The sequence below is a fragment of the Rhodococcus sp. USK10 genome (assembly GCF_019378875.1).
Lineage (GTDB): Bacteria > Actinomycetota > Actinomycetes > Mycobacteriales > Mycobacteriaceae > Rhodococcus_F > Rhodococcus_F pseudokoreensis.
In genome coordinates, this window is the sequence record NZ_CP076048.1 from 4,333,896 (window position 1) to 4,348,244 (window position 14,349).

The 14,349-nt window shown below is 67.5% G+C and carries 8 protein-coding genes; 2 read left to right on the forward strand and 6 right to left on the reverse strand.

Going from position 1 to position 14,349, the window contains the following annotated elements; all coding sequences use genetic code 11:
* The first annotated feature begins 72 nt into the window (after window positions 1–72).
* The gene (locus tag I1A62_RS26915) at window positions 73–3,567 is read left to right on the forward strand and encodes a serine/threonine-protein kinase (protein ID WP_219455344.1); all 3,495 of its coding nucleotides are present in this window, start codon (window positions 73–75) and stop codon (window positions 3,565–3,567) included.
* Between the two features lie 87 nt (window positions 3,568–3,654).
* On the opposite strand, the gene I1A62_RS26920 is transcribed toward I1A62_RS26915, so the two are convergent.
* Window positions 3,655–3,972, reverse strand: coding sequence for an EthD family reductase (locus tag I1A62_RS26920; protein WP_219455347.1), 318 nt, complete (start codon window positions 3,970–3,972; stop codon window positions 3,655–3,657).
* 426 nt (window positions 3,973–4,398) lie between these two features.
* On the opposite strand from I1A62_RS26920, the gene I1A62_RS26925 reads away from it, so the two are divergent.
* The gene (locus tag I1A62_RS26925; RefSeq protein ID WP_308340754.1) at window positions 4,399–5,358 is read left to right on the forward strand and encodes a helix-turn-helix domain-containing protein; all 960 of its coding nucleotides are present in this window, start codon (window positions 4,399–4,401) and stop codon (window positions 5,356–5,358) included.
* A gap of 36 nt (window positions 5,359–5,394) precedes the next feature.
* On the opposite strand, the gene I1A62_RS26930 is transcribed toward I1A62_RS26925, so the two are convergent.
* The 5 genes from I1A62_RS26930 to I1A62_RS26950 form a co-directional block, all read right to left on the reverse strand.
* Window positions 5,395–6,195: a TetR/AcrR family transcriptional regulator gene (locus tag I1A62_RS26930; protein ID WP_219455348.1), complete on the reverse strand. Its 801-nt coding sequence runs from the start codon at window positions 6,193–6,195 to the stop codon at window positions 5,395–5,397.
* 38 nt (window positions 6,196–6,233) lie between these two features.
* Window positions 6,234–7,817: an FAD-dependent monooxygenase gene (locus I1A62_RS26935; RefSeq protein WP_219455349.1), complete on the reverse strand. Its 1,584-nt coding sequence runs from the start codon at window positions 7,815–7,817 to the stop codon at window positions 6,234–6,236.
* A 158-nt stretch (window positions 7,818–7,975) separates the two neighbouring features.
* Entirely contained in the window at window positions 7,976–9,673 is a 1,698-nt protein-coding gene (locus tag I1A62_RS26940) for a (2,3-dihydroxybenzoyl)adenylate synthase (protein ID WP_219455351.1), read from the reverse strand.
* Window positions 9,674–9,713: 40 nt separating this feature from the next.
* The gene (locus I1A62_RS26945; RefSeq protein WP_219455352.1) at window positions 9,714–12,038 is read right to left on the reverse strand and encodes a hydantoinase B/oxoprolinase family protein; all 2,325 of its coding nucleotides are present in this window, start codon (window positions 12,036–12,038) and stop codon (window positions 9,714–9,716) included.
* A gap of 12 nt (window positions 12,039–12,050) precedes the next feature.
* Window positions 12,051–14,153 carry a hydantoinase/oxoprolinase family protein gene (locus tag I1A62_RS26950; protein WP_219455354.1) on the reverse strand — a complete coding sequence of 701 codons (2,103 nt, stop codon included), beginning with the start codon at window positions 14,151–14,153 and terminating at the stop codon, window positions 12,051–12,053.
* Window positions 14,154–14,349 lie beyond the last annotated feature (196 nt).

The window sequence follows — 14,349 nt, forward strand, 5'->3', positions numbered from 1 at the left end:
GAGCCAGGACGGCCGCTGGGTCGTTGTGGTGCGCCCATACATCCGTTCGTGCACAGCGATGGTCGAGGAGAGATGCGCCCCCATCCACGGCGACGTCGGACGGGTGAGATATCTTCCCACCCAGCCGATCCGGAGCCGACCCAGGCCGATGCGGGCCCGACGCTCGAGGACGAGTTCGCCGAGGCCGGGTTCGTGGACGCCCGCGAGGTGGGTCGCGGCGGTTTCGGAATCGTCTACCGCTGCCGGCAACCAGCGCTGCACCGGACCGTGGCGATCAAGGTGCTCTTCACCGAGGACACAGACCAGGCCCAGCACGCTCGGTTCCTGCGCGAGCAGCAGGCCATGGGCGCGCTGTCCGGGCACCCGAACATCGTCGACGTCCTGCAAACCGGGATGACTTCCCATGGCCGCCCCTACATAGTCATGCCCTATCACCCCGGTGCCTCTCTCGACACCCGCATCAGCGAGCATGGTCCACTGCCGGTGTCCGACGTCCTCACGGTCGGAATCAAGCTCGCCGGCGCCCTGCACCTCGCGCACCGCGCGGGCATCGTGCACCGCGACGTCAAACCCGCCAACATCCTGGTCACCGCGTATGGGGAGCCGCAGCTGACCGACTTCGGCATTTCCCGGGTCACCGGTGGCTTCGAGACCACCGCCGGCACCGTGGCCGGATCCCCGGCCTACACCGCCCCCGAGGTCCTCTCCGGCCAACCGCCCACGGTCGCGTCGGACGTATACAGCCTCGCAGTCACCCTCTATTGCCTGCTCACCGGCCACTCCCCGTTCGAACGGCGGGCCGGTGAACGCGTCGTCGCCCAGTTCCTGCGCATCACCGGTGAACCGATCCCCGACCTTCGGCCCTGCGGCGTCCCGGAGACGGTCTGTACCGCGCTCGAACAGGCGATGTCCCGCGAACCGGCCGGGCGTCCCGCCACCGTCGCCGACTTCGCTGACCTGCTACGTGACGCCCAACGCCACCTCGGACTTCCCCTCGACGAGATGGCACTGCCCGATGACCTCACCGGATCGCGCGAACCCTTCCAATCCCAGGCTCCGGTCGCCTCCTCGCCGTTGCCGTCACCGTCGCCGGCGGCCGTCGTGCCACCGAGCGCCTCGACGAAGTTCCGGCCTCCCACCCCGACCCGTGCCCTCGTCGCCAGGGCGCGCCTACTGGACCGGCTGCGGGCCGGGCAGCGCCGACGCCTGGTCCTCATCCACGCACCCGCCGGTTTCGGTAAGAGCACCCTCGCTGCCCAATGGCGTGAGGACCTGACCGCCGGCGGCGTCCCGGTGCCGTGGCTGAGTATCGACTCCGACGACAACAACGCCGTCTGGTTTCTCGCCCACCTGATCGAGGCCATTCGCACCGTGCGCCCCGCTCTGGCCCACGAACTGGGGCAAGCCCTCGAAGAACACGGTGACGACGCCGAACGGTATGTGCTTACCTCACTGATCAACGACATCCACGAGAGCGGGGAACTGCTCGTGGTGATCATCGACGACTGGCACCGCATCACCGATCCGACCACCCTGGGTGCCCTCGATTTCCTGCTGTCCAACAGCTGCCATCACCTGCAGGTCGTGGTGACCAGCCGCAGCCAATCCGGGTTGCCGCTCAGTCGGCTGCGCGTCCTCGACGAACTGGTCGAAATCGATGCCACCGACCTCCGCTTCGACGACGAGGAAGCACGGTCCTTCCTCGTCGACCTGGCAGGTCTCACCCTGGCCACGGACGACGTCGCCCGCCTGCGCACCTTCACCGACGGATGGGTGGCGGCCCTGCAACTGGCGTCGCTGTCGTTGCGTGGCCGCGACGACCCCACCGAGCTGATCGCGCACCTGTCGGGCCGGCACCGCGCGATCGGTGACTATCTCGTCGAGAACGTCCTCAACACCCTCGAACCCGACATCCTCGACTTCCTCCTGCGGACCTCGATCACTGAACGACTTTGCGGCCCACTGGCCGCCCGGCTGGCCGACATTCCCCGCGGCCAGGCGATGCTCGAACACATCGAAGGGCGCGATCTGTTTCTCCGCAGACTCGACGACGACGGGGAATGGTTCCGGTATCACCACCTGTTTGCAGACTTCCTCCGTCGCAGGCTCGAACGCGACCACCCCGACCTGGTCGCCGACCTGCATTCGGCAGCCTCGCGGTGGTTCGCCGAGCACACCATGCTCAGCGAGGCGGTCGACCACGCCCTCGCCGCCGGCGACCCCGACACCGCCGCCGACCTGGTCCAGGCCAAAGGGATGCTGCTGATCGAACACTCCCAGATGGCCACCCTGCTGGGCCTGACCGCGAAACTCGCCCCCGAGCAGGTGCACGCCCGCCCACGCCTGCAGATCGCGGTGGCCTGGGCGCATGTCCTGCTGCACCACCCGCCGCGGCCGATCCAGGATGCCCTCCGCAGCGCCGAATCGACTCTCGAGCACGGTCGCACCACCGACGGGGACACGGCCGATCTGCTTGCGGAGGTCTCTCTCGTCCAGGGCGTCAGTGAGTTGTTCGCCGACCATGTCGACGGCCTGGACACACGTATCGCCGAATGCCTCGCCAGGCCCGAGGCGCTGGGTCCGTTCGTCGTCTCCGCGGCCGCGAACGTCGCCGCATTCCAGGCCATCTACACCTTCGACTTCGCTGCGGCGCGCCGCTGGCAGGAGTGGGCTGCCCCGTATCACGAACGCACCACCGGACCCTTCAGCGTGATGTACGGGGCGTGCTTCACCGGGATCGCAGCGATGGAGCAACTCGACACCACCGCCGCGCACGAGGCCTTCCGCACCGCGCAACGACTCGCTCGTCAGATCGGCGGCCGCTCCTCGCACGCCCTGCGGCTGGCCGGAGCGATCCTGGCAGACCTGCTGTACGAGCAAGGCCACTTCGACGACGCCGAACAACTCCTCGACGAGAGTCACAAACTCGGAGCCGAGGGCGGTGTCGTGGACTTCATGCTCGCCACCTACGGCACCGGGGCCCGGATCAAGGCCCTGCGCGGCGACCGGGCCGCGGCTGAACAGCGACTGCACGAAGGCGCTGAGATCGCCGCCCATTTGTCTCTGCCGCGGCTGGCGGCCCGGATCGAGAACGAACGCATCCGCGCCGGTCTGATCACCGAACACCGTCCCGGTGGGCGCCCACCCGCCGGGACGGCCTCCGGTGGCATCGCGACGATCACCGCCGAACTCGACACCGACTCGACGATCAGGCTGCTGCTCGCCGACACAGACCCGGACCATACCGATCGGGCCATCACGCTGGCACACGAACTGCTCACCCTCACACAGCAAACCGCCCGGCCACGTGCGGAACTGCGTGCGCGTCTGCTTCTCACCTGCGCACTGCACGCCGCGGGACGATCGGACGACGCCGTCACCGAACTCGCACCCGCCGTCGCCACGTGCGCCGAGCACGGCCTCATCCGCCCTCTGCTGGACGGGGGACCGAACATCGACGAGGTCCTCGCCATCTGCGAAAACTATGTGCACACACGGCCGTTGCCGCCCGGCTGGTCGGATGCTGCCGCCGCCTACCTCGCCGGCCTGCGACGCTCGCCTCGGTGATCGACTTCGCCGCCACCGACCGCCCGCGTGGATTTGAGCATCGGCCGGGCACCCCCTGCGACAGGGCAGGAGCCCGGCCGAAGCCCTTCACGCGGTGACGACCGACTGCTCTTCCTGGGTGTACATCGTCACCCCTCCGGTGGCGAAGTTCGGTACGTCCGCTGCTGCTGCCGCCATTTCCTCGGAAGTCAGGGCGGTGTGCAGCGCCTTCGCGTCGGCAAAGCGCAGGCTCGCGACGCCGTAGTAGGGCGGCTCATCCCCTTCCAACGAACTGCACTTGCCCCAGGTGAAGTCCACCAGGCCGGGAATGGTGCGTGCCAGCGGCATGTGGGTGTCGCGGTAGTAGGCGTCGAATGCATCGGGGTCGTCGGGTCGCCCGTAACAGACCACAACTTTCAGGCTCATGAGATAGTCCCTTCTCGGTGGTACCGCCGCGAGCGACGGTCCATTCGGTCTCGCGCGTGGCGACGAGTGTGCTCAGGACGCGATATTTACCGTCCATTCGGTCAGTAATGACAATCGCCCGATTCATCACCCGTTGTCAAGATCCGATCTCGAGACTTGATCCGGGGACCTCCGGAAGTTGGTGCGAAACAACACATATGAACACATCCATTACATCAGACAGCTCGGCACCAGCGACCGTCGGCTGATACCCCTGTGCGCACCAGTCCAAACAACTGTTCGCACATCTCCTTGTATAATAACCGAAGATTCGGTTATCAATGGAGCGACACAGTCGAGGAGATGGAGCGCGGCCCGCAACCGAACCACCGCGATTGAAGCCTCGACGACTGATCGACAACCGAATTGATTCGTGAGGAGATACCTGTGCTTCCGGCTGATTGCGTCGAGGCCGAATGCGAGCCCATCCCATTCGATCATTGGCAACATGCCGTCTCCGAGGCATTCGTTCCCCTCGAAGTCCGCTCAACCGCACCAAAGGGAGCGGACCCGTTACCCGGCAGACTCCGCAGCACATCGCTTGGCGCACTCCACCTCAGCGAGGTGACCGGACAGCAGATCGAGGTCCGTCGAACGCCTGCCACGATCGAAAGATCCGATCCCGGCATGATCAAGGTGGGCGTTCAACTTGCCGGGGAAGGAAGGCTCGTTCAGCACGGCCGGGAGGCACACCTGACTCCTGGTGACTTCGCGATCTACGACACCAGCAGTCCGTACGAACTGCACTTCACCCGGCACTTCAGCATGTTCGTCCTCATGTTTCCCCGGGGTCTGCTCCGCATCGCATCCCAGGATCTGCACGCGCTGTCCGCATGCCGTATCCACGGCGGCGCCGGGATGGGCGCACTGGTCTCGACATTCTTGACGAACCTGCACGACGCCGTGGATGTCGACACCGTGTCGACATCATCACGCGTCCTCGAAGACGCCATCGTCGACCTGCTCATCGCCGCACTCCACGCGGAGGTTCCGCCCTCCGGCGCACAGGAACCCGCCCTGCTGCGCAGCGCAATGTCCTTCATCGAAGACAATCTCGACGACACGACACTCGACACTGCCCTTGTCGCCTCCCGACACCATGTCTCCACCCGCTACCTGCAGAAGACCTTCGAGGCAGCCGGACACACCGTTGCCGGATGGATTCGCAACAGACGACTCGAGAAGTGCCGTCACGACCTCCGCGACATCCATCTCAGCGGGGAAAGCATCGGCGCGATCTGTGCACGCTACGGACTCGTCAACTCCTCCCACTTCTCCAAGCTCTTCAAGGAGACCTACGGAATGCCACCACGTGCATACCGTGAACAGACGGCCCAGCCTTGTTGATCGCCGTCACCTCGCTGAATGCGCGAGCGGTGGCTTTCAGCCGTCCGCGTCGTCGCTGGGGCTGTTCGGCGTGCTCTCGAGTAGTCGTTCGAGGTAGTTGAGGTCCTGCCGGAGCAGTGCGATTGCCCGTGCGGGTCCTTCGAGTCCGGTCGGGGTGGACTCCTCGTGAACGACGGCGCGCAGTGCCATGTCCGCGAGTTGAGCGGCGACGGCGCGGTCGTCGTCCTCTTTCCCCGGCTGGTGCCACCAGGCGATCCAGTTGAGCATGCCGATGATGCCGAGTGCCGATGTCCGCGGATCGGCCGGGCGCATCTCGCCGGCTTTGATGCCGTCTTCGATGACGGTGATGAATTCCTTCAGCACGTGCCGTCGGCTCTGCTGGTATCTGCGCGCGATGTCTTCCGGAAGTTCCGCTTCGGACCGGATGATCAGCCTGAATCGGTCGGGGTTCTCGCCCTGGTGCATGGCGATGGCGACCGCCATTTCGCGCAGTTTCTCGGTGGGGCCGAGTTCGGTGCGCTCGTTGATCTCGTGCAGCAGGGCGGCGGGAGTCTCGGTGCTCTCGCTGACCAGCCGCGAGAGGAGTTCGTCCTTGTTGGCCACGTAGTGGTAGAGGGCGGGCCGGGTCAGACCGGTGGCGTCGGCGATGTCCTGCAGGGTGGTGCTGGCGAATCCCCGCTCGGCGAACAGGCGCGTGGCCTGCTCCATGATCTGTTTCTCGACCAGCTCGCGGCGGGGGTTGCGGCCGGTGGCGCTGTCCTCGGTGGGCTGCGGTGCCGGGCCGGCCGTTGCCTTGCCGCGGCCTCGCCGGCTGGGCGTGGCCTGCTCACGTGTCATGCCCGAAGGATAGTGCGAGCCGGATGCGGTCCGCGCAGTCATGCCGGTGCCGGGGTGCCGGACATGACCGGCTCGGGTTCGAGGGCCGCCGGTTCGGTGAAGAACGCGAGGTGCGCTCGTGCGCTCGCGAGGCCCGCCGCCACATCGGCCCGGTAGGTCGCGGGGGCCTCGACGACGACAGTCGCCGACCTGGCCCGGAGCAGCCGTTCGGCGAGGTCGAGCCGGTTGAGGACGGCGGTGCGGGAGTCCGGTCCGGTGAGCCACAGCGTCTCCGCCTGCGGTGCGTTCTCGACGACGGCGTCGGCCGCCGCGTCCCAGGCGGTAGCACACTCGACGGCGACAGCTGCCGTCGTGGATGCTCCGCGCAAGTCTGCGGGCGCGATCCGGGTGGCGAAGTCCGCACCGTGGTGGGCAAGTGGTTGCGCGAGGATCCAGTCCGTGATGTCGGCGGGGGATACGGTGTCGGCGGGCCGGCTCGCGTAACTCGCGAGACCCTGGGACACGACCGCCGGCGCGGACTCGGCGAACCGGTCCAGCCCGACCTTGCCCGCCCGGGTCATGTACGCGATCATCAGCTGGTCGACGGGCAGATCCATGCGCTGCGGGAACGATTCCCACCAGAGTTCGCTGCGGTGCGCGATCTGCTGAAGGTGTTCGACGGCGGGGCGGCGGACCCGCTCGTATTCGCTCAGGGCATCGTCGAGGTTCGCCGCACTCGTCAGAGCGTGGTCGAGCGCAATGGCGTCCTCCATCGCGAGTTTGGTGCCGGATCCGATCGAGTAGTGCGCGGTATGGGCGGCGTCGCCGAGGAGCACGACGTTGCCGCTGTGCCAGCGTCTGCAGCCGACGGTGCGGAACCGCATCCACTTCGTGCGGTTTCCGATGAGCCGATGATGCTGCAGGGTTTCCGCGAACGCGTCCTGGAGGTACTGCAGTGAGACCTCGTCGCTGTCCTGGGGTGCGGTGCGATCGGTGGACGCGTCGAATCCGGCTCGCCGCCAAGTGGCTTCATCGGTTTCGATGAGGAAGGTGCTGCGGTCCGGCGCGTACGGGTAGGCGTGGGCGACGAACGTGCCGTGTTCGGTGGTGACCGGGACGAAGATGGCGCTGGGGAGAGCGAAGTCGGTTCCGCACCACAGATACAGTCCGGCGCCGGTGTCGATTCGCGGTTCGAACTCGTCGGTGAGCTGCGTGCGGGTCGCGCTGTTGATTCCGTCCGCCGCGATGACGAGGTCCGCGTCGAGGTCCGCGGCCTCGCGCCGTTCGCCGAAGCGCAGGTGCACGCCGGCGTCCTGGGCGTGCTGTTGCAGCACCGCGAGCAGCGTCGTGCGCGCGATCGCGAGGAGATCACCGTGCGCGAGCCGGGCGACCTCGCTGCCGACCTGCATCGACATCTCGTGCGGGTGAGCGGCGGCCACGATCGCGTCCAGCGACGCGGCGTCCGCGTCGCGGAGGTTGCGCTGCGTTCGGGAGGCCATACCGACACCGAATCCGAATGTCGTGTCCGGGGAACTCTGTTCGTAGACGGTCACTTCGGCGTCCGGGTGGCTGCGCTTGAGCAGTCTTGCGGCGTAGAGACCGCCGGGGCCGCCGCCGATCACTGCGACTCGCTCGAGGTTCATGGGCTGACTCCAGTCTGTGTGACGTTTGTGTTGATTATTCTACGCATATGTCGGTTGGTCAATCCGGCACCAAAGAAACGGGGTGAACGACTTTCGGGGCACGCCTGTGCAGCCATGCCCCGAAAGTGTTGATCCGCAGTCGATTCGCACTGCGGGCCCTACACGACCGCGCGGGGCGCGTCCGCCTCGGCGCGGAGTTTCGCCGCGATCTCGGCACGCAACCGCTTCTTGTCGATCTTGTTCACGTTCGTGTGGGGCAGAGAGGGTACCCACTCGAGTCGTTCCGGCCACTTGAACTTGGCGACGCCGAGTTTCGCGAGGTGCTCTTGAATCTCGGTGAGCGGCAGATCTTCCCCGCCCCTCGCGATCAGATACGCACACGTCTTCTCCCCGAGGCGGGGATCGGGCATGGCGACGACCGCGACATCCGCGATGCCGGAATGCTCGAGGAGGAGTAGTTCGACTTCCTCGGCGTTGACCTTCTCACCGCCCCGGTTGATGAGGTCCTTGATGCGGCCCTCGATCGACAGATAGCGCCCGCCGTCGACGACTGTGATCGCGGCGAGGTCGCCGGTGCGGTAGAAACCGTCGGGAGTGAAGGCGGCCGCGTTGTGGTCGGCCGCGTCGAAATAACCGGGGATGGTGTATGGCCCACGGCAACACAATTCACCCACCTCACCGTCGGCGAGTTCCCTCTCGCCGCCGGGTTCGAGGATGCGAATTTCGTCGTCGGAGGCGATCGGTGTGCCCACCGTGGTCAGGCGGGCCCGCGCGGGGGAGTCGAGTGGGGTCACCGTGAACAGTCCCTCGGACATCCCGAACAACTGGCCCGCCCAATGATCGGCCCCGTCGTCGACGCGGTCGAACAATTCGGCGGGGACCTTGGCACCGGACAGGACGACGCGACGCAGCGTTTCCCGCGCCTTGTCGAAGTCCGGGCCCAGCACCGCCTGGTAGTGGCCGTGTCCGATGAGGACTTCGGTCGCCTGCGCCTCCGCCATCAACTCGAAGGCAGTCGGCGCATCGGCGGTCGCCAGCACCAGGCAGGCACCGACCGAGTGCGCCGCGTGCAGCCCACACGAGATTCCGGCGTTGTGGATGATGGGAATCAGGTGCGCCACCCGGCTGTCCTGGTCCCACCCGAGGCGCTGCGCGTACATCCGGGCGTTGTTCCAGTACTCGGCGTGGATCCGCGGAATGACCTTGGGGACACCGGTGGTGCCGCCGGACAGCTGGAACGCAGCGACGTCGAGCGGATCGGTGTGCGCCTCGATCTCCTCGACGGCGGCCCGGGCCGCACCGGGATCGGCGCCGGCCCCGAGATACTCGAGTCGAATCACGTCCGGCTCCCCGGTGCCCGCCCCGTCTCCGACGGTGATGACGTGCCGGATGCTGGGGTGGCCGTCGGCGTGCTCGCGGGCGAAGTCGACGAGGTCGAACGTGGGCAGTCCGGCCTCGACGAGGTGGGCGACGGCGCCGACCGTGCGGCTGACGTGCCCGATCTCGTGCATGCGGTGCGCCGCCAGCGTCGCGACGGGGACCAGCCCGGCCTTGATGCATCCGTACCACGCGAGGACCGTCTCGAGCCGATTGGTCAGCTGGAAGATCACCGGATCGAGTCGGCGGAGTCCGAGCCCGATCAGTCCGGCCGCGATCTCGTCGGTGCGCCTGTCCAGCTCGGCGAAGCTCATCGAGCCTTCCGCGCTGATCACCGCCGGCCGATCCGGGAACCGGATGGCGACCTGATGCAACCGTCGCCCGGTGGGGTCGTCGCTCCACGCCCCGCTGTCGCGATAGCGGGCAGCCCGGTCGTCGGGGAACGTGACGAGGCGTCCGCCCCAGTCCGAGAATGTCACCGCTGTCCTCCTTCCCTCCATTGTGCGATTACCCGGAGAGTCACCGCTCCGCCACCGCGGGCAGGAGCCGGGCCACCTCGAGGGCGTGATCGGGGTGATCGGCGGGCACGATGCCGGAGTAGACGGCCGTCCAGCACCCGGGGCAGCACAACTGCCGGAAGACGACGGGGGCGTCGACGTACTCTGACGGATCGGACGTGACCTGCGGACCGGCCGTCGACGACGGGCCCTCGAACCGCGCCAGATCGAGGGAGGTGCTGTTCTTCTCGTCGCCGAGGAGGCGTCCGCACTGGGCGCATGCGATCACCCGGGTGTCTCCGACGGTGACCTCGGCCAGGTTGTCGTCGAGCCTGCGCGCCCCGGCGAGGTCGACCACGGGGGCGTCCGGCAGGGTTCCTCCGGAGCGATCCCGGCGCTCCGTGCGCATCGCGTCCCGCCGATCCGAGGTCCGGATCTCATCGGCGTCACCGCCGGCGAGGACGACCCCGTAGACGGTCGCGGCACCGTGTTCGGTGACCTTGCCCTCGCGGACGTCGGCGGCCACCGCTGCCGGATCGCGCAGCAGGGGGTCACCGTATCCGCCGCCGCCCTGCCAGTGCATGTAGAGCACTTCGCCTGGGGCGACATAGCTTTCGGCGTAGCAGGCGCCGAATTCGCGACCGCCGCCGAGGTCGTCCAGCGAGCCCGGGATGCGGCCGGCAGCGAATTGCTCGACCACGCCCGTGTCGCGGGCGAGGACTTCCACCCCGGTGTTGCCGGGGTAACCGCCTGCGAGTCCGTTGTTCTGGGCGACGGCCTTGCCCGCGGACGCCAGGACCAATCCCATCGGGAGACTGGTGCCGTACGGGGTGACGGCGATCGAGGCGCTGACGCCGCCGCGCTGGCGTCCCGGTCCGCCGGAGTCGGGTTCCTCCCGGCGCCACAGCGTCAGCAGCGGGTAGAGGAATTCGGTCATCTCGGTGTCCGGGATCCGGCCCATCGGGATGCAGAACAGGCCACCGGTGTCCATGCCGTCGGCGGTCGGGCGGGCGCCGCACCCACCGGACATGGGTTCCATCATGATGTTCAGGAACGGCACCGACTGCTCGGGCCGCTCGTCGAGACCGGCGATCACCGCGGTGTCCCACGTGCCGCAGCACGCGGCCTGAACGCTCTTGCCGAGATCGACGGAGCGGTCGAGCATCTGGGACAGGCACTCGGCGATCAGCGTCCCGGTCAGCCAGGCCGGACCGATCGGACCGCGGCTGACCGCGGCGGGGAACGTGGCGTTGTTGATCGTGCCCTCTTCCGAGACCAGATCGAAGCAGCGCATCAGCCCGCCGGCGGACCACGGGATGTCACCCGCGAGGATCGGCAGGAGGGCGAGCATCACGCCGCCCCGCATGCCGGCGTACGTGCAGTTGATGACACCGGTCTGCGGATCGGTGCCGGTGAAGTCGAAGGTGAGATGGTCCGCGGTCTTCGTCATCGCCACGGTGATCTTGTGAATTCCGCGGTCACCGGTATGGGACTGGTCCTGGTAGCCGGTGGCCTTCCACGTGCCGTCCGGCAACGAGTCGAGTTTGCCGCGCAGACGCCCCTCGGCGTCCGCCATCATCCGCTTCATCACGGCCTTGACGGTGTCGGCGCCGTACTGCTCGATCACCGCGAGCAGACGGTTGCGACCGACGGTGTTGGCGCCGATCTTCGCGCGCAGGTCGAGGCCGACGAGCATCGGCACCCGCGACCGCCGCACCCAGGCGTCGGCGACGTCGCGCTGCAGTTCGTAGTCGCGGACCACCTTGATCGGCGGGGTGGGCAACGACTCGGAGAAGACGTCCTTCGCCGACGGGTCGAACGAACCGAGCCCGGACCCGCCGAGGTCGGGTTCGTGGCAGATGGCGCTGGTCCACCCGAACAGCTTGCCGTCGTAGAAGACCGGCTGGTAGACGATCACGTCGCTCTGGTGCAGGCCGCCCCCGACCCACGGGTCGTTGCACAGGAACATGTCGCCCTCGGTGATGCCCGGGTTGGTGGCGCGGTGCCGGAGGGTCCAGTAGATGGCGAGGTCGACGGCGCCGACGAGCATCGTGTTGTACAGGCCGACCTGGACTTCCTGGCCGATCTCGTCGCTGATCGCGAAGTCGAAGTCGTTCGCGTCGGTGACGATGGGGGAGCCGGACATCCGCTTGAGGGCCTCGCCCATCTCGTCGGTGACCGACCACAGCCGGTGCCGGATGACCTCGTAGGTCAGCGGGTCGAGTTCGTCGATCTGTTCCTGGGTGACGCTGTGGACGGGCAGCGACGGCGGCAGTGAGCGTGAGAGTTCGTCGGGGTCGATCGGTCGGCTCGAGAAAATTTCGGCGCCGGGGATTTGCATGGTCATCTTCGGGTGCTCCTACTGGGCGACGATGTTGAGGTTGCCGAGGCGGTCGACGGTGCCGGTGGTCTCGTGCGGGACGACGACCGTCGTGGTGGGGACCTCGACGATCGCGGGGCCCTGGAGGACCTGTCCGGCGAGCAGTGTGCTGTAGTCGTAGACGTCGGTGTCGGTGTAGCCGATCCGCCCGTCCAGGCACACCTTGCGGGTGCCGATCTTTGCGGCGGACGCGTCGGCCGAGTCCGCGGATTTCAGTTCGGGCAGGGTGGGGGAGAAGGGCAGGACGCCGGTGACGCGCACCCGGTAGGTGATCGCCTGGATCCCGGCCTCCCGGAATCCGCTGTCCTGTCCGTAGAGTTCGGCGTAGCGCTGCTCGAACAGGTCCGACGCCCGGGCGACTCCCTCGGCGTCGAGGCTTCCGGCCGGCACCGGTGTCGCCACTTCCGCCAGCTGCATGGTGTAGCGCATGTCGATTTCCCGTTCGACCTCCACGCCGGTGAACTTCAGCCCCTGCCGGTCGAGCGCTGCCCGGACCTGGTGCTCGAGCTGGTCGAAGTTGCGTTCGGCCCGGACGGGATCGAGTGGCATCGCGGCCGGGTCCGACAGCTCGGCGGCGAGCACGATGTTCGACGACGCCAGACCGTAGGCGGAGAACGCGGAGGCCACCTGGCCGAGCGGGACGACGACCTCGCGGACCCCGACCTCGCGGGCGTAGGCGGCGCAGTGCGCTGGGCCGGCACCGCCGAATGCGTAGAGCACGAAGTCGCGAGGATCGTGTCCGGCCTCGACCACGGTCTTGCGGAGCAGGTCACCGGTCTGGGCGTTCTGCACCGCGTAGATCGCGGCGGCGGCGTCCTCGATCGACAGGCCCAGGGGTTCGGCGATCCTGGTGCGGATCGCTTCCCGTGCGAGTTCTTTGTCGAGTGGTTTGCGGCCACCGAGAAGGCCGCGTTCGGGCAGGATCCCGAGCACCAGGTTCGCGTCGGCGTTGGTGGGTTCGGTGCCGCCCTGCCCGTAGCAGGCAGGCCCGGGCACGGCCTGCGCGCTGTGCGGGCCGATCTGCAGGTTGCCGCCCTGGTCGACCCAGGCGATCGCGCCGCCGCCGGATCCGATGGCGTGCACCTCGAGGGTGGGGACGTTGATCGGGTGATGGTTGATGATCGTGCTGGACGCGCGCACGGGCTCACCGTCGACGACGAGTCCGACGAGGAAGGTGGTGCCGCCGACGTCGGTGGCGATGATGTTGCGGTGCCCGAGCTGGGTGCCGAGCGACAACGCTCCGACGACGCCGCCGGTGAGCACCGATCCGACGGTGCTGATCGCGTTCTTCGGCGCCTCGGCGGCGGCGACGGCGCCGCCGTTGCTCTGCATCACCAGCAGCGGTCCGGCGAGCTTCCGGTCACGCAGCTTCGTCTCCAGTTCGCCGAGGTAGTCCCGCAGCCCGGGGCCGATCTGGGTGCTCATGATGGTGGTCGCGTTGCGGGCGAACTCGCGGATACGCGGGCTCACCTCACTCGACAGGGACACGAACATCGTCGGGTCGATCTCGTGGACGAGTTCGCGGATCCGCTGCTCGTGCGCCGGGTTGCGGAACGACCAGAGCAGCGAGACCGCGATGCCCGACACTCCGTCGTCGACGAGGGCGTGAATCGCCTCGCGGGCGGAATCCTCGTCCAGTGCCACGACGATGTTGCCGTCGCGGTCCAGGCGCTCCGTCACCTCGAGGGCATGCTTCTTCGGTACCAGGCCGTGAGACTTGCTCTGCCCCATCACGTTCTGCAGCTGCTCCGGGGAGCTGCCCAGATACCGCCCCTCGACGTTCATGATGTAGATCGAGTCGCGGTGACCCTTGGTGGTGAGGAACCCCACCGGCGGCACGTTCCCCATGACCAGGGCATTGAGCGAGGACGTGGTCCCGTGCGCGATGTGGTGTGTGTTCGCCAGCATCTCCTCGACCGGACACCCCAGTTGCTCGGCGAGCACGTCGAGGACGTCGATCACGCCCTGCGAATAGTCCGGCGGGGTCGAGGGAGCCTTCGCGGCGAGAACTGTGCCGGCATTGTCGTCCAATACCGCATCCGTGAACGTGCCACCGACGTCCACTCCGATCACATATGCCATTACCTCTGCGCTCCTTCGAAATGAGGTGGAAGTTCCCGACCGGTGCGAGGTCGTCCTCCAACACCGTCTTACGTCAATGTCGAGTATTCGACGTGTCTGATGACATGTCAAGAGCAGGCTGTGAGAGCAGTCACGTCCCGGGCGCTGCCTACGGGCCCGGACGTGGGGGCTTGACGAATTGTCGCGAACGTCGAAT